The 15,511-nt window shown below is 69.7% G+C and carries 13 protein-coding genes; all 13 read left to right on the top strand.

Annotated features, from left to right (window positions below; genetic code table 11):
• Positions 1-11: 11 nt before the first annotated feature.
• Genes ACFUJR_RS21360 through nuoN form a run of 13 tightly spaced genes read left to right on the top strand, consistent with a single transcriptional unit; the run spans position 12 to position 15,436 of the window.
• A complete protein-coding gene (locus tag ACFUJR_RS21360; RefSeq protein ID WP_361265313.1) occupies positions 12-566 on the top strand; it encodes an NADH-quinone oxidoreductase subunit B family protein in 555 nt (184 codons plus the stop codon).
• Entirely contained in the window at positions 563-1,294 is a 732-nt protein-coding gene (locus ACFUJR_RS21365; protein WP_383165776.1) for an NADH-quinone oxidoreductase subunit C, read from the top strand. The genes ACFUJR_RS21360 and ACFUJR_RS21365 overlap by 4 nt, the downstream gene beginning before the upstream one ends.
• Positions 1,294-2,625, top strand: a complete 1,332-nt coding sequence (locus ACFUJR_RS21370; RefSeq protein WP_383165779.1) for an NADH-quinone oxidoreductase subunit D — start codon at positions 1,294-1,296, stop codon at positions 2,623-2,625. The genes ACFUJR_RS21365 and ACFUJR_RS21370 overlap by 1 nt, the downstream gene beginning before the upstream one ends.
• Positions 2,622-3,365, top strand: coding sequence for an NADH-quinone oxidoreductase subunit NuoE (gene nuoE, locus ACFUJR_RS21375; protein WP_383165782.1), 744 nt, complete (start codon positions 2,622-2,624; stop codon positions 3,363-3,365). Before ACFUJR_RS21370 ends, nuoE begins: the two co-directional genes overlap by 4 nt.
• A complete protein-coding gene (nuoF, locus tag ACFUJR_RS21380; protein WP_383165785.1) occupies positions 3,362-4,714 on the top strand; it encodes an NADH-quinone oxidoreductase subunit NuoF in 1,353 nt (450 codons plus the stop codon). The genes nuoE and nuoF overlap by 4 nt, the downstream gene beginning before the upstream one ends.
• The gene (locus ACFUJR_RS21385) at positions 4,711-7,197 is read left to right on the top strand and encodes an NADH-quinone oxidoreductase subunit G (protein ID WP_383165788.1); all 2,487 of its coding nucleotides are present in this window, start codon (positions 4,711-4,713) and stop codon (positions 7,195-7,197) included. The genes nuoF and ACFUJR_RS21385 overlap by 4 nt, the downstream gene beginning before the upstream one ends.
• Positions 7,194-8,555 (top strand): NADH-quinone oxidoreductase subunit NuoH, encoded by a 1,362-nt coding sequence (gene nuoH, locus ACFUJR_RS21390; protein WP_383165791.1) that lies wholly within the window; start codon positions 7,194-7,196, stop codon positions 8,553-8,555. Before ACFUJR_RS21385 ends, nuoH begins: the two co-directional genes overlap by 4 nt.
• Positions 8,530-9,126: an NADH-quinone oxidoreductase subunit NuoI gene (gene nuoI / locus ACFUJR_RS21395; RefSeq protein WP_383165794.1), complete on the top strand. Its 597-nt coding sequence runs from the start codon at positions 8,530-8,532 to the stop codon at positions 9,124-9,126. The genes nuoH and nuoI overlap by 26 nt, the downstream gene beginning before the upstream one ends.
• Complete coding sequence (locus tag ACFUJR_RS21400; RefSeq protein WP_383165797.1) at positions 9,123-9,950, top strand: NADH-quinone oxidoreductase subunit J; 828 nt, start codon at positions 9,123-9,125, stop codon at positions 9,948-9,950. Before nuoI ends, ACFUJR_RS21400 begins: the two co-directional genes overlap by 4 nt.
• On the top strand, positions 9,947-10,246 hold the full coding sequence (nuoK, locus tag ACFUJR_RS21405) for an NADH-quinone oxidoreductase subunit NuoK (RefSeq protein WP_260229523.1): 300 nt from the start codon (positions 9,947-9,949) through the stop codon (positions 10,244-10,246). The genes ACFUJR_RS21400 and nuoK overlap by 4 nt, the downstream gene beginning before the upstream one ends.
• 11 nt (positions 10,247-10,257) lie before the next feature.
• Positions 10,258-12,153 carry an NADH-quinone oxidoreductase subunit L gene (gene nuoL / locus ACFUJR_RS21410; RefSeq protein WP_383165800.1) on the top strand — a complete coding sequence of 632 codons (1,896 nt, stop codon included), beginning with the start codon at positions 10,258-10,260 and terminating at the stop codon, positions 12,151-12,153.
• 5 nt (positions 12,154-12,158) lie between these two features.
• Positions 12,159-13,778, top strand: a complete 1,620-nt coding sequence (locus ACFUJR_RS21415; protein ID WP_383165803.1) for an NADH-quinone oxidoreductase subunit M — start codon at positions 12,159-12,161, stop codon at positions 13,776-13,778.
• Positions 13,775-15,436 (top strand): NADH-quinone oxidoreductase subunit NuoN, encoded by a 1,662-nt coding sequence (gene nuoN, locus ACFUJR_RS21420; protein ID WP_383165806.1) that lies wholly within the window; start codon positions 13,775-13,777, stop codon positions 15,434-15,436. Before ACFUJR_RS21415 ends, nuoN begins: the two co-directional genes overlap by 4 nt.
• The last annotated feature ends 75 nt before the right edge of the window (positions 15,437-15,511 follow it).

Below are 15,511 nucleotides of genomic sequence, written 5' to 3' on the forward strand. Positions count from 1 at the left end.
GAGGGGCACCTATGGGACTCGAAGAGAAGCTGCCGAGCGGCTTTCTGCTGACGACGGTCGAACAGGCCGCGGGCTGGGTGCGCAAGGCGTCCGTCTTCCCCGCGACCTTCGGCCTCGCCTGCTGCGCCATCGAGATGATGACGACCGGCGCGGGCCGCTACGACCTGGCGCGCTTCGGTATGGAGGTCTTCCGCGGCTCGCCGCGCCAGGCCGACCTGATGATCGTGGCGGGCCGTGTCAGCCAGAAGATGGCGCCCGTCCTGCGGCAGGTCTACGACCAGATGCCGAACCCCAAGTGGGTCATCTCCATGGGGGTTTGCGCATCATCGGGCGGAATGTTCAACAATTACGCGATTGTGCAGGGCGTCGACCACGTTGTCCCGGTCGACATCTATTTGCCGGGTTGCCCGCCGCGCCCGGAGATGCTGATGGACGCGATTCTCAAGCTCCACCAGAAGATCCAGACCTCCAAGCTCGGCGTGAACGCCGAGGAGGCGGCCCGCGAGGCGGAGGAAGCGGCGCTCAAGGCCCTGCCGACGATCGAGATGAAGGGTCTTCTCCGGTGAGTGACGAGACACCGAACCCCGAGAAGGAGCTCTCCGAGCAGAACCTGCCCGGGCAGCGCGGGGAGCACGGCGAGGAGGTCCGCGTCCAGCGCGGGATGTTCGGGGCCGACAACGGCGGCGACACCTCCGGCTACGGCGGCCTCGTCCGCTCCGTACGCCTGCCCGGCGCGGCCACCCGCCCGTACGGCGGCTGGTTCGACGAGGTCGCCGACGAACTCGAGGGCGCCCTCGACGAGCAGGGGCTCCTCCCCGGGAACGCCATCGAGAAGACGGTCGTCGACCGCGACGAACTCACCTTCCACATCGCCCGCGAGCACCTCGTCCGCGTCGCCCGCACCCTGCGCGACGACCCGGCGCTGCGCTTCGAGCTCTGTACGGGCGTCTCCGGCGTCCACTACCTCGGCGACAAGGGCCGCGAGCTGCACGCCGTCTACCACCTGCGCTCGCTCACCCACGGCCGGCTGATCCGCCTGGAGGTGTCCGCCCCGGACGCCGACCCGCACATCCCGTCGCTCGTCGCGGTCTATCCGACCAACGACTGGCACGAGCGCGAGACGTACGACTTCTTCGGCATCGTCTTCGACGGCCACCCCGCCCTCACCCGGATCATGATGCCGGACGACTGGCAGGGCTTCCCGCAGCGCAAGGACTACCCCCTCGGCGGCATCGCCGTCGAGTACAAGGGCGCCCAGATCCCGGCTCCTGACCAGCGGAGGTCGTACAGCTGATGAGCACCGAAGAAGCCTCCGCCGCCTCCGCCCGGGAGACCACCGAAGGCACCGTCTACACGGTCACCGGTGGCGACTGGGAGGAGGTCGTCGAGTCCGCCGCCAAGGCCGACGACGAGCGGATCATCGTCAACATGGGTCCCCAGCACCCGTCCACGCACGGCGTGCTGCGGCTGATCCTGGAGATCGACGGCGAGACCGTCACCGAGGCCCGCTGCGGCATCGGCTACCTCCACACCGGCATCGAGAAGAACCTCGAATTCCGGAACTGGACGCAGGGCACCACCTTCGTCACGCGCATGGACTACCTCACCTCGTTCTACAACGAGACGGCGTACTGCCTGGGCGTCGAGAAGCTGCTCGGCATCACCGACCAGATCCCGGACCGTGCCAGCGTCATCCGGGTGCTCCTCATGGAGCTCAACCGGCTCTCCTCCCACCTGGTGTGCATCGCCACCGGCGGCATGGAGCTGGGCGCCACCACGATCATGATCTACGGCTTCCGGGACCGCGAGATGATCCTGGACCTCTACGAGCTGATCACCGGCCTGCGCATGAACCACGCGTTCATCCGCCCCGGCGGCCTCGCCCAGGACCTGCCGCCCGGCGCCGTCGACGCCGTGCGCGAGTTCGTGAAGACCATGAAGAAGAACCTGCCGGAATACGACAAGCTCGCCACCGGCAACCCCATCTTCAAGGCCCGTATGCAGGACGTCGGCTACCTCGACCTCGCCGGCTGCATGGCACTCGGCGCCACCGGACCGATCCTGCGCTCCGCGGGCCTCCCGCACGACCTGCGCAAGACCGACCCGTACTGCGGCTACGAGAACTACGAGTTCGACGTCCCGACCGCCGACACCTGCGACTCCTACGGCCGCTTCCTCGTCCGCCTGGAGGAGATGCGCCAGTCGCTGCGGATCGTCGAGCAGTGCCTCGACCGCCTGGCGCCCGGCGCGGTCATGGTCGCCGACAAGAAGATCGCCTGGCCCGCGCAGCTCGCGCTCGGACCGGACGGACTCGGCAACTCCCTCGACCACATCAAGAAGATCATGGGCACCTCCATGGAGGCCCTGATCCACCACTTCAAGCTGGTCACCGAGGGCTTCCGCGTCCCGGCCGGGCAGGCCTACGCGGCCGTCGAGTCGCCCAAGGGCGAGCTCGGCGTCCACGTCGTCTCCGACGGCGGCACCCGCCCCTACCGGGTCCACTTCCGTGACCCGTCCTTCACCAACCTGCAGGCCATGGCGGCGATGTGCGAGGGCGGCCAGGTCGCCGACGTCATCGTCGCCGTCGCGTCCATCGACCCCGTGATGGGAGGCGTCGACCGATGACGGACGGACAGACCAGTCTCGGGATGCCCCAGCTCCCCGCCCCCGACTACCCGGCCGAGGTACGCGCCCGGCTGGAGGCGGACGCCCGGGAGATCATCGCCCGGTACCCGGGGTCCCGCTCCGCGCTCCTGCCGCTGCTGCACCTCGTGCAGGCGGAGGAGGGGCATGTGACCCGTACCGGCATGAAGTTCTGCGCCGAGGTCCTCGGCCTGACCACCGCCGAGGTCACCGCGGTCGCCACCTTCTACACGATGTACCGGCGCAAGCCCTCCGGTGACTACCAGGTCGGCGTCTGCACCAACACGCTCTGCGCGGTCATGGGCGGCGACGCCATCTTCGAGGAGCTGAAGGAGCACCTCGGCGTCGGCAACAACGAGACGACCGAGGACGGCAAGGTCACGCTGGAGCACATCGAGTGCAACGCGGCCTGCGACTTCGCGCCCGTCGTGATGGTCAACTGGGAGTTCTTCGACAACCAGACGCCCGAGTCCGCCAAGAAGATCGTCGACGACCTGCGGGCCGGCCGTCCGGTCGAGCCGACGCGGGGCGCGCCGCTCTGCACGTACAAGGAGACCGCCCGCATCCTGGCCGGTTTCCCCGACGAGCGCGAGGGGGCCGTCGAGGCCACCGGTGGGGCCGGCCCGGCCTCGCTCGTCGGGCTTCGGCTGGCCAAGGGCGAGACCCCGCACCACAAGATCGTCCACCCGCGCGGCGAATCGGCCAGTGGGGAGGGGGAGTGATGACCTTGGCAGCCGAGATCAACAACAGCAGCCCCGAGAAGCTTCTGGCGCCGGTCCTCTCGGCGTTCTGGGACCAGCCCGAGTCCTGGACCCTGGAGACGTACCGGAGGCACGAGGGGTACGAGGGTCTGCGCAAGGCCCTCGCGATGTCGCCCGACGACCTCATCGCGTACGTCAAGGACTCCGGTCTGCGCGGCCGTGGCGGCGCCGGCTTCCCCACCGGAATGAAGTGGCAGTTCATTCCGCAGGGCGACGGCGAGCCGCACTACCTCGTCGTCAACGCCGACGAGTCCGAGCCGGGCACCTGCAAGGACATCCCGCTCCTCTTCGCCAACCCGCACTCCCTCATCGAGGGAATGATCATCGCCTCCTACGCGATCCGCTCCGAGCACGCGTTCATCTACCTGCGCGGCGAGGTCGTGCCCGTCCTGCGCCGCCTGCACGAGGCGGTGCGTGAGGCCTACGACGCCGGCCTCCTAGGCCGGAACATCCTCGGCAGCGGCCTGAACCTCGACATCACCGTGCACGCGGGCGCCGGCGCGTACATCTGCGGCGAGGAGACCGCGCTGCTCGACTCGCTCGAAGGACGGCGCGGCCAGCCCCGGCTCCGTCCGCCCTTCCCCGCGGTCGCCGGTCTGTACGCCTGCCCCACCGTGGTGAACAACGTCGAGTCCATCGCCTCCGTTCCCGCGATCCTCAACCGGGGCAAGGACTGGTTCAAGTCGATGGGCAGCGAGAAGTCCCCGGGCTTCACGCTCTACTCGCTCAGCGGCCACGTCGCCTCACCCGGCCAGTACGAGGCCCCGCTCGGGATCACGCTGCGCCAGCTCCTCGACATGAGCGGCGGGATGCGCCCCGGGCACCGGCTGAAGTTCTGGACCCCGGGCGGCTCCTCCACCCCGATGTTCACCGACGAGCACCTCGACGTCCCGCTCGACTACGAGGGGGTGGGCGCGGCCGGCTCGATGCTCGGCACGAAGGCGCTCCAGTGCTTCGACGAGACGACGTGCGTGGTCCGCGCGGTGACCCGGTGGACCGAGTTCTACGCCCACGAGTCCTGCGGCAAGTGCACGCCCTGCCGCGAAGGCACGTACTGGCTGGTGCAGTTGCTCCGTGACATCGAGGCCGGCAAGGGCGTGATGTCCGACCTCGACAAGCTCAACGACATCGCCGACAACATCAACGGCAAGTCGTTCTGCGCGCTCGGCGACGGCGCGGCCTCCCCGATCTTCTCCTCGCTGAAGTACTTCCGCGACGAGTACGAGCAGCACATCACCGGCCGGGGCTGCCCCTTCGACCCGGCCAAGTCGACCGCCTGGGCGGACAACCACAAGGAGGTGACGGCATGACGGTCACCACGGCCGGCCCCGCGGGCGGCGGTTCCCCGGCGGTACCGCCGGAGGACATGGTCACGCTGACCATCGACGGCGCCGAGATCTCCGTCCCCAAGGGGACCCTGGTCATCCGCGCCGCCGAACAGCTCGGCATCGAGATCCCGCGGTTCTGCGACCACCCGCTCCTCGACCCGGCCGGCGCCTGCCGCCAGTGCATCGTCGAGGTCGAGGGCCAGCGCAAGCCGATGGCGTCCTGCACCATCACCTGCACCGACGGCATGGTGGTGAAGTCCCAGCTGACCTCGCAGGTCGCCGAGAAGGCCCAGCACGGCGTGATGGAGCTGCTGCTCATCAACCACCCGCTGGACTGCCCGGTCTGCGACAAGGGCGGCGAGTGCCCGCTGCAGAACCAGGCGATGTCCCACGGGCAGGCGGAGTCCCGCTTCGAGGGTCACAAGCGGACCTACGAGAAGCCGGTGCCGATCTCGACCCAGGTGCTGCTCGACCGTGAGCGGTGCGTGCTCTGCGCGCGCTGCACCCGGTTCTCGAACCAGATCGCCGGCGACCCGATGATCGAGCTGGTCGAGCGCGGCGCGCTCCAGCAGGTCGGCACCGGCGAGGGCGACCCGTTCGAGTCGTACTTCTCCGGGAACACGATCCAGATCTGCCCGGTGGGCGCGCTGACCTCGGCGGCGTACCGGTTCCGCTCCCGCCCCTTCGACCTCGTCTCCTCGCCGAGCGTCTGCGAACACTGTGCGGGCGGCTGCGCCACGCGCACCGACCACCGGCGCGGCAAGGTCATGCGGCGGCTCGCGGCGGAGGACCCGGAGGTCAACGAGGAGTGGGTGTGCGACAAGGGGCGGTTCGCGTTCCGGTACGCCCAGCAGCGTGACCGGCTGACGACGCCGCTCGTGCGGAACCCCGACACCGGCCGGCTGGAGGCCGCCTCCTGGCCGGAGGCCCTGGAGGCCGCGGCCCGCGGACTGGTCAGGGGCCGTACCGGCGTCCTGGCCGGCGGGCGGCTGACCGTCGAGGACTCCTACGCGTACGCCAAGTTCGCCCGTGTCGCCCTCGACACCAACGACGTCGACTTCCGGGCCCGGGTCCACTCCAGCGAGGAGGCCGACTTCCTGGCCTCCACCGTCGCCGGACGCGGACGCGACCTCGGGGGAGGCTCGGGTGTCACGTACACCTCCCTGGAAGCCGCCCCGGCGGTGCTGCTCGTCGGCTTCGAGTCCGAGGAGGAGGCGCCCGGCGTCTTCCTGCGGCTGCGCAAGGCCTGGCGGACGAAGGGCCAGAAGACCTACGCGCTGGCCGCGTTCGCGACCCGGGGCCTGGTGAAGGCGGGCGGCACGCTGCTCGCGGCGGCGCCCGGCACCGAGACCGAGTGGCTGGACGCGCTCACCTCCCGCGTCGGACTCGACGAGGCCGGCACACGGGCCGCGGAGGCGCTGCGCCAGGACGGCGCCGTCATCGTGGTCGGCGAGCGGCTGGCCGCCGTGCCCGGGGGGCTGACCGCCGCCGTCCGGGCCGCGACGGCGACCGGCGCGAAGCTGGTGTGGATCCCGCGCCGGGCCGGGGAGCGCGGCGCGCTCGAAGCCGGCGCGATCCCGACGCTGCTTCCCGGCGGCCGCCCCGCGACCGACCCACGCGCGCGCGAGGAGGTCGCGGCGGCCTGGGGCGTACGCGAACTCCCGCACGGCTACGGCCGCGACACCGGCCAGATCGTCGAGGCCGCGGCCACCGGCGAACTGGGCGCGCTGCTCGTCGGCGGTGTCGAGGTCCGCGACCTGCCCGACCCGGCACGCGCGCGTGAGGCGCTCGACGCGGCGTTCGTGGTCTCCCTCGAGCTGCGGCCGAGCGAGGTCACCGAGCGGGCCGACGTGGTCCTGCCGGTCGCCGCGGTCGCCGAGAAGCCCGGCACGTTCCTCAACTGGGAGGGCAGGGCACGGCTCTTCGAGGCCGCGCTCAAGCCCGAGCAGATGACCCGGACGCTGCCGCCGGCGGACGCGCGCGTGCTCCACATGCTCGCCGACGCCCTCGACGTGCACCTGGCCCTGCCCGACCTGCGCTCGGTCCGCCGCGAACTGGACCGGCTCGGCGGCTGGGACGGCGAGCGGGCCTCCGAGCCCACCGAGCCCGCACAGGCCGCGCCCCGCCCGGGCGAGGGCGAGGCGGTCCTCGCCGGACACCGGCTCCTGCTCGACCTCGGCCGCCTCCAGGAGGGCGACACGGCGCTGGCCGGCACCCGCCACGCGGCCGTCGCCCGCCTCTCGGCCGCGACCGCCGAGGAGACGGGCGTCAAGGACGGCGACCTCCTCGCCGTCTCCGGCCCGGCGGGCTCGACCCGACTCCCGCTGCGGGTCACCGAGATGCCCGACCGTGTGGTCTGGCTCCCGCTCAACTCGGCCGAGGGCGGCGTGCTCTCCGACACGGGCGCCCACCCGGGCGACCTGGTCCGCATCGGCCCGGCGACCTCGACGGAGGTGCAGGCATGACCACGCTGCTCGCCGCGGAAGACCTCTCGATGTTCGGGACGGACCCCTGGTGGCTCGTCGCGATCAAGGCCGTCTTCTGCTTCGCCTTCCTCATGGTCACCGTGCTCTTCTCCATCGTGTGGGAGCGCAAGGTCGTCGCCTGGATGCAGCTGCGCATCGGGCCCAACCGGCACGGACCCTGGGGTTTCCTCCAGTCCCTCGCGGACGGCATCAAACTGATGCTCAAGGAGGACGTCGTCGTCAAGCGCGCCGACAAGGTCGTCTACATCCTCGCGCCGATCATCGCCGCGGCCCCCGCGTTCATGGCCATCGCCGTGATCCCGTTCGGCCCGGCCGGCAACGAGGTCTCGATCTTCGGCCACCGCACCACGATGCAGCTCACCGACCTGCCGATCGCGATGCTGTACGTCCTCGCGATCGCCTCCGTCGGCATCTACGGCATCGTCCTCGCCGGCTGGTCCTCCGGCTCCACGTACCCGCTTCTCGGCGGCCTGCGCTCCTGCGCCCAGATGATCTCCTACGAGATCGCCATGGGCGCCGCGTTCGCCTCCGTCTTCCTCTACTCCGGGTCGATGTCGACCTCGGCGATCGTGGAGGCCCAGGCGGACCGCTGGTTCGTCATCCTGCTGCCGGTCTCGTTCATCATCTACGTCGTCACGATGGTCGGCGAGACCAACCGAGCCCCGTTCGACATGCCCGAGTCCGAGGGCGACCTCGTCGGCGGCTTCAACACCGAGTACTCCTCCATCAAGTTCGCGATGTTCATGCTCGCCGAGTACGTGAACATGGTGACGGTCTCCGCCGTCTCCGTGACGCTCTTCCTCGGCGGCTGGCGGGCCCCGTACCCGGTCTCCACCTTCTGGGAGGGCGCGAACCACGGCTGGTGGCCGATGCTCTGGTTCATCCTCAAGGTGCAGCTGGTGCTCTTCTTCTTCATCTGGCTGCGCGGCACCCTGCCCCGGGTCCGCTACGACCAGCTGATGAAGCTCGGCTGGAAGGTCCTCATCCCGGTCTCGGTGCTCTGGCTGATGCTGGTCGCCACCGTCCGGGCCCTGCGCAACGAGAACTTCGCGTTCCAGACGATCGTGCTGTACGTCGCCGGAGCCGTGATCGGCGTCCTGCTCATCTCCTTCGTCGCCGACATGTTCCGCGACAGGAGGGCGAAGGAGGCCGAGGGTCCGGCCGAGGACGAACTCCCCTTCGACCCGATGGCGGGCGGCTTCCCCGTACCGCCCAAGCCCGGCCAGACCCTGCCGCCCGTACCGCGGCGCAGGCCGCGCGGGGACCGGGACCTGGTTGTCAGTGGTGCCACCGATACTGCTACTGCGAGTGATGGAAAGGAGACGGACGGTGTCTGATTTCCAGAATCCGGTGGCCGGCTTCGGCGTGACCTTCAAGGCCATGTTCAAGAAGCGGCTGACCGAGCAGTACCCGGAGGAGCGCAAGACGACGGCGCCGCGCTTCCACGGCCGCCACCAGCTCAACCGTCATCCGGACGGACTTGAGAAGTGCGTGGGCTGCGAGCTGTGCGCCTGGGCCTGCCCCGCGGACGCCATCTACGTGGAGGGCGCGGACAACACCGAGGAGGAGCGCTACTCCCCGGGCGAGCGCTACGGCCGCGTCTACCAGATCAACTACGCCCGCTGCATCCTGTGCGGACTGTGCATCGAGGCCTGCCCCACCCGGGCGCTGACGATGACCAACGAGTTCGAACTGGCCGACTCCTCCCGCGAGAACCTGATCTACACCAAGGAGCAGCTCCTCGCGGGCCTGGAGGAGGGCATGGTCGACTCGCCGCACTCCATCTTCCCGGGGATGGACGAGCAGGACTACTACCGGGGCCTGGTCACCGAGGCCGCGCCGGGCACCGTCCAGCAGGCCGCCACCTCCAAGGGGGAGAAGGGCGAGCCGGAAGAGGTGGACGCATGAACGCCACACTCGCGGCCTACAGCACCTCCGGCGGCGAGGCCTTCCAGTTCTGGGTCCTCGGCACGATCGCCGTCGTCGGCGCGCTGGCCACGGTCCTGATGAAGAAGGCCATGCACAGTGCTCTGTCGCTGGCCGGCACCATGATCGTCCTGGCGGTCTTCTACCTCGCCAACGGCGCGTACTTCCTGGGCATCGTCCAGATCGTCGTCTACACCGGCGCGATCATGATGCTGTTCCTCTTCATCGTCATGCTCGTCGGCGTCACCGCCGCCGACTCCCTGAAGGAGACCATCAGGGGGCAGCGCTGGTGGGCCGCCGCCTGCGGGCTCGGCTTCGGCATCCTGCTCATCGGCGGCATCGGCCAGGCCTCCCTGACGGAGTTCAACGGGCTCGGCGCGGCGAACGGCGCGTACGGCGGGAACGTCGAGGGCCTCGCCGCCCTCATCTTCACGAAGTACGTCTTCGCCTTCGAGATCACCGGCGCGCTGCTCATCACCGCGGCGGTCGGTGCGATGGTCCTCACGCACCGCGAGCGCACCGAACGGGCCCACACGCAGCGCGAGCTCTCCGAGCGGCGTGTCCGCGAGGGCAAGCACCTTCCGCCGCTTCCCGCGCCGGGTGTATACGCCCGGCACAACGCGGTGGACATCGCCGGTCTGCTGCCCGACGGCACCCCCGCCGAGCTGACCGTGATGCAGACGCTGCGCAAGCGCGGCCAGGTCCGTGATGTGTCCGGCGAGGCCCTGGCCGACCTCAAGGCGCTGGAGCAGCGCGCGCAGGAGCGGCTCGGCCGTGACCGGGACGACGAGGAGGCCCCGCGATGAACCCCGTGAACTATCTCTACCTCGCCGCCCTGTTGTTCACGATCGGCGCGGCCGGGGTGCTGATCCGGCGCAACGCGATCGTGGTCTTCATGTGCGTGGAGCTGATGCTCAACGCCTGCAACCTCGCGCTCGTCACCTTCTCCCGGATGCACGGCAACCTCGACGGCCAGATCATCGCCTTCTTCACGATGGTCGTCGCCGCCGCGGAGGTCGTGGTCGGGCTCGCGATCATCGTGTCGCTGTTCCGTTCCCGCCACTCGGCTTCGGTCGACGACGCCAGCCTGATGAAGCTGTAAGGGGCTGAATCGTGGAGAACCTGATTGCGCTGCTCGTCGCGGCGCCTCTGCTGGGGGCGACCGTCCTGCTCTGCGGCGGGCGGCGCCTCGACAAGGCCGGGCCCCTGCTCGGCACGCTGCTCGCGGCCGCCTCCTTCGTCATCGGTCTCGTCCTCTTCGCCGACATGCTCGGCAGGAGCGTCGACGACCGGGCCATGTACCAGAACCTGTGGAGCTGGATCCCGGTCGAGGGCTTCCAGGCGGACATCGCGTTCCAGCTCGACCAGCTGTCGATGACGTTCGTGCTGCTGATCACCGGCGTGGGCTCGCTGATCCATGTGTACTCGATCGGGTACATGGAGCACGACGAGCGCAAGCGCCGCTTCTTCGGCTATCTGAACCTGTTCCTCGCGGCGATGCTGCTCCTCGTGCTCGCCGACAACTACCTGCTGCTGTACTTCGGCTGGGAGGGCGTCGGCCTCGCCTCGTACCTCCTGATCGGCTTCTGGCAGCACAAGCCCAGCGCGGCCACCGCCGCGAAGAAGGCCTTCCTGGTCAACCGGGTCGGCGACATGGGCCTGTCGATCGCGATCATGCTCATGTTCACCACCTTCGGGACCTTCGCCTTCGGGCCGGTCCTGGAGGCGACCGGTGAGGCGAGCGAGGGCACGCTGACGGCGATCGCCTTGATGCTGCTCCTCGCCGCCTGCGGCAAGTCGGCCCAGGTGCCGCTGCAGTCCTGGCTCGGGGACGCGATGGAGGGCCCGACCCCGGTCTCGGCCCTCATCCACGCGGCCACGATGGTCACCGCCGGTGTCTACCTGATCGTCCGCTCCGCCGACATCTTCAACGCCTCCCCGGACGCCCAGCTCGTGGTCGTCGTGGTCGGCGCGGTCACGCTCCTCTTCGGTGCGATCGTCGGTTGCGCGAAGGACGACATCAAGAAGGCGCTGGCCGGCTCGACGATGTCGCAGATCGGCTACATGGTCCTGGCGGCGGGCCTCGGCCCCATCGGCTACGTCTTCGCGATCATGCACCTGGTCACGCACGGCTTCTTCAAGGCCGGGCTCTTCCTCGGCGCCGGATCGGTCATGCACGGCATGAACGACGAGGTGGACATGCGTCGTTACGGCGGTCTGCGGAAGTACATGCCGGTCACCTTCGTCACCTTCGGCCTCGGCTACCTCGCGATCATCGGCTTCCCGGGCCTGTCCGGCTTCTTCTCCAAGGACAAGATCATCGAGGCGGCCTTCGCCAAGGGCGGCACCGAGGGCTGGATCCTCGGCGCGGTCACCCTGCTCGGCGCGGCCATCACCGCGTACTACATGACGCGCGTGATGCTGATGACCTTCTTCGGAGAGAAGCGCTGGCAGGCCGACGAGAAGGGCGAGATGCCGCATCCGCACGAGTCGCCGAAGTCGATGACGATCCCGATGATCCTGCTGGCCTTCGGCTCCGTCCTCGCGGGTGGCTTCTTCTCCATCGGCGACCGGTTCATCACCTGGCTGGAGCCCGTGACCTCGTTCGAGCACGGGCACCCCCCGATCAGCGCCGGAGCCATCACCTCGGCCACGGTCGCCGTCATGGTGATCGGCGTCGGGATCGCCTACCTCCAGTACGGACGCAGGCCCGTCCCGGTCACCGCCCCGCGCGGCTCGCTGCTCACCCGGGCCGCCCGCCGCGACCTGCTCCAGGACGACTTCAACCACGCCGTCTTCGTGACGGGCGGCACGCACCTCACCCGCTCGCTCGTCTACGTCGACCACACCCTCGTCGACGGGGTGGTCAACGGCACCGCCGCCTCGGTCGGCGGTCTGTCCGGCCGGCTGCGCAAGCTGCAGAACGGCTACGCCCGCTCGTATGCGGTCTCCATGTTCGGAGGTACTGCGGTGCTGATCGCCGCGACCCTGCTGATGAGGGCGGTGTAACCGCGATGTCATTTCCGCTTCTCACGGTGACGGCAGCGGTACCGGCGGTCGGTGCGATCCTCACCGCCGCCGTGCCCGCCGCCCGCCGTACCGCGGCCAAGTGGCTGGCGCTGCTGGTCTCGCTGGTCACGCTGGCGCTCGCGGCGGTCGTCATGGTCCGCTTCGAGCCCGGCGGCGACCGGTACCAGCTCGTCGAGTCCCACTCCTGGATCAAGGACTTCGGAGTCCGCTACGAACTGGGCGTGGACGGCATCGGGGTGGCGCTGATCGCGCTCACCGCGCTGCTGATCCCCTTCATCATCCTGGCGGGCTGGCACGACGCCGACCCTTCCCCCGCCTCCGGCGGGGGTGCTCCCACGGAGACGAAGAAGCCTTACAAGTGGCGGCCGACGCAGGGCTTCTTCGCCCTGATCCTGATGGTCGAGGCGATGGTGATCCTCTCCTTCGAGGCCACCGACGTCTTCCTCTTCTACGTCCTGTTCGAAGCCATGCTCATCCCGATGTACTTCCTCATCGGCGGCTTCGGCGACCGGGCCCACGCGGGCTCGGACGAGAACGCGGCGGCCCAGCGTTCGTACGCGGCCGTGAAGTTCCTGCTGTACAACCTGGTCGGCGGACTGATCATGCTGGCCGCCGTCATCGGGCTCTACGTCGTCGCCGGGAACTTCTCCCTCACGGAGATCGCCGAGGCGCGGGCGTCCGGTCAGCTGGAGATGGCGACCAACACCGAACGGCTGCTGTTCCTCGGCTTCTTCTTCGCCTTCGCCGTGAAGGCGCCGCTGTGGCCGCTGCACACCTGGCTGCCGAACGCGATGGGGGAGGCGACCGCACCGGTCGCCGTGCTCATCACCGCGGTCGTCGACAAGGTCGGCACGTTCGCGATGCTCCGCTTCTGCCTCCAGCTCTTCCCCGAGGCGTCGAAGTGGGCGACCCCGGTGATCATCGCCCTCGCGCTGGTGAGCATCGTCTACGGGGCTCTGCTCGCGGTCGGCCAGCGGGACATCAAGCGCCTGGTGGCCTACGCCTCGATCTCGCACTTCGGCTTCATCATCATGGGCATCTTCGCGATGACCAGCCAGGGCCAGAGCGGCGCGACGCTGTACATGGTCAACCACGGGATCTCGACGGCCGCCCTGATGCTGGTGGCCGGCTTCCTGATCACCCGGCGCGGCTCGCGGCTCATCGCCGACTACGGCGGTGTGCAGAAGGTCGCCCCGGTCCTCGCCGGCACGTTCCTGGTCGGCGGACTGGCCACGCTCTCGCTGCCGGGCCTCGCGCCCTTCGTCAGCGAGTTCCTGGTCCTGGTCGGCACGTTCGCCCGCTACCCGGTGGCCGGCATCATCGCCACCACCGGCATCGTCCTCGCCGCGCTCTACACCCTCGTCCTCTACCAGCGGACGATGACGGGCCCGGTGGTGACGGAGGAGGTCCGGACCATGCCGGACCTGCGGGTGCGGGAGCTGGTCGTGGTCGCCCCGCTGATCGCCCTGCTGATCTTCCTCGGGGTGTTCCCGAAGCCGCTGACGGACATCGTGAACCCCGCCGTCACGCACACCATGTCCGACGTCCAGCAGAAGGACCCCCAGCCCGCTGTGCCCGTTCAGAACCTGGAGGCGGCCAAGTGAGTGCATCCGCCGTCGCGCCCGCCGTCCACAGCCTGTGGACGACCGCCGCCGAGCCGGTGACCAGGATCCCGTCACCCCACATCGAGTACGTGCAGCTCTCGCCCGTCCTCATCGTGGTCGGCGCCGCGGTCCTCAGCGTCCTGGTCGAGGCCATCGTGCCCCGCAAGGGCCGCTGGCTCAGCCAGGTGTTCCTCAGCGTGCTCGCGCTGGTCGCCGCCTTCGCCGCGATCGTCGGCCTCGCCGCCGGCGGCTACGGCTCCACCAAGGCGCACATCGCCGCCATGGGCGCCATCGCCGTCGACGGCCCGGCGCTCTTCCTCCAGGGCACCATCCTGCTGGCCTCGCTCGTCGCCGTCTTCACGTTCGCCGAGCGCAGGCTCGACCCGGCCGGCCACGGCCACCGGGTCGACTCCTTCGCCGCCGAGGCGGCAGCCGTCCCCGGGAGCGATCAGGAGAAGGCCGCGGCCAAGGCCGGGTTCACCACCACCGAGGTGTTCCCGCTGGCGCTGTTCGCCATCGCCGGCATGATGGTCTTCCCCGCCGCCAACGACCTCCTGACGCTCTTCATCGCCCTGGAGGTCTTCTCCCTCCCGCTCTACCTGCTCTGCGCCGTCGCCCGCCGCAAGCGGCTCATGTCGCAGGAGGCCGCGGTCAAGTACTTCCTCCTCGGCGCCTTCTCCTCGGCGTTCCTGCTCTTCGGCATCGCGCTGCTCTACGGCTACGCGGGCTCCGTCTCGTACGCCACCATCGCGAACGTCGTCGACGGCTCGGTCGGCTCGATCGACCCGGCGCTCGCCGACACCATGGGCAACGACGCCCTGCTGCTCATCGGCTTCGCCATGGTCCTCATGGGGCTGCTCTTCAAGGTCGGCGCCGTGCCGTTCCACATGTGGACCCCGGACGTCTACCAGGGCGCGCCGACCCCCGTCACCGGCTTCATGGCGGCCGCGACGAAGGTCGCCGCGTTCGGCGCCCTGCTGCGCCTGCTGTACGTGGTCCTGCCGGGTCTCACCTGGGACTGGCGGCCGGTCATGTGGGGCGTCGCCATCGTCACCATGCTGGGCGGCGCGATCGTCGCGATCACCCAGACCGACATCAAGCGGCTCCTCGCGTACTCCTCCATCGCGCACGCCGGCTTCCTGCTGGCCGGTGTCATCGCCGCCACGCCCACCGGCATCTCGTCCGTGCTCTTCTACCTGGGCGCGTACTCCTTCGTGACGATCGGCGCCTTCGCGGTCGTCACGCTGGTGCGGGACGCGGGCGGCGAGGCGACGCACCTGTCCAAGTGGGCCGGGCTCGGGCGCCGTTCGCCGCTCGTGGCGGCGGTCTTCGCGGTGTTCCTGCTGGCCTTCGCCGGCATCCCGCTGACGTCGGGCTTCTCCGGCAAGTTCGCGGTCTTCAAGGCGGCGGCGGAGGGCGGCGCGGGCGCGCTGGTCGTCGTCGGTGTCATCTCGTCGGCGATCGCCGCGTTCTTCTACATCCGGGTAATCGTGCTGATGTTCTTCAGCGAGCCGAAGGCGGACGGTCCCACGGTCGCCGTGCCCTCGGCCTTCACCGCGGCCACCATCACGGTCGGCGTCACGGTCACGCTGGTGCTCGGCCTCGCGCCGCAGTACTTCCTGGACCTGGCGGGCCAGGCGAGCGTGTTCGTACGGTAGTCGAGCGCCCGAACGTCTCAGGGCCCGGTCCCCCGCTCGCGCGGGGGCCGGGCCCTGACGTGTGGGTGCGGCCCG

The organism is Streptomyces sp. NPDC057271, from assembly GCF_042668715.1.
Taxonomy (GTDB): Bacteria; Actinomycetota; Actinomycetes; order Streptomycetales; family Streptomycetaceae; genus Streptomyces.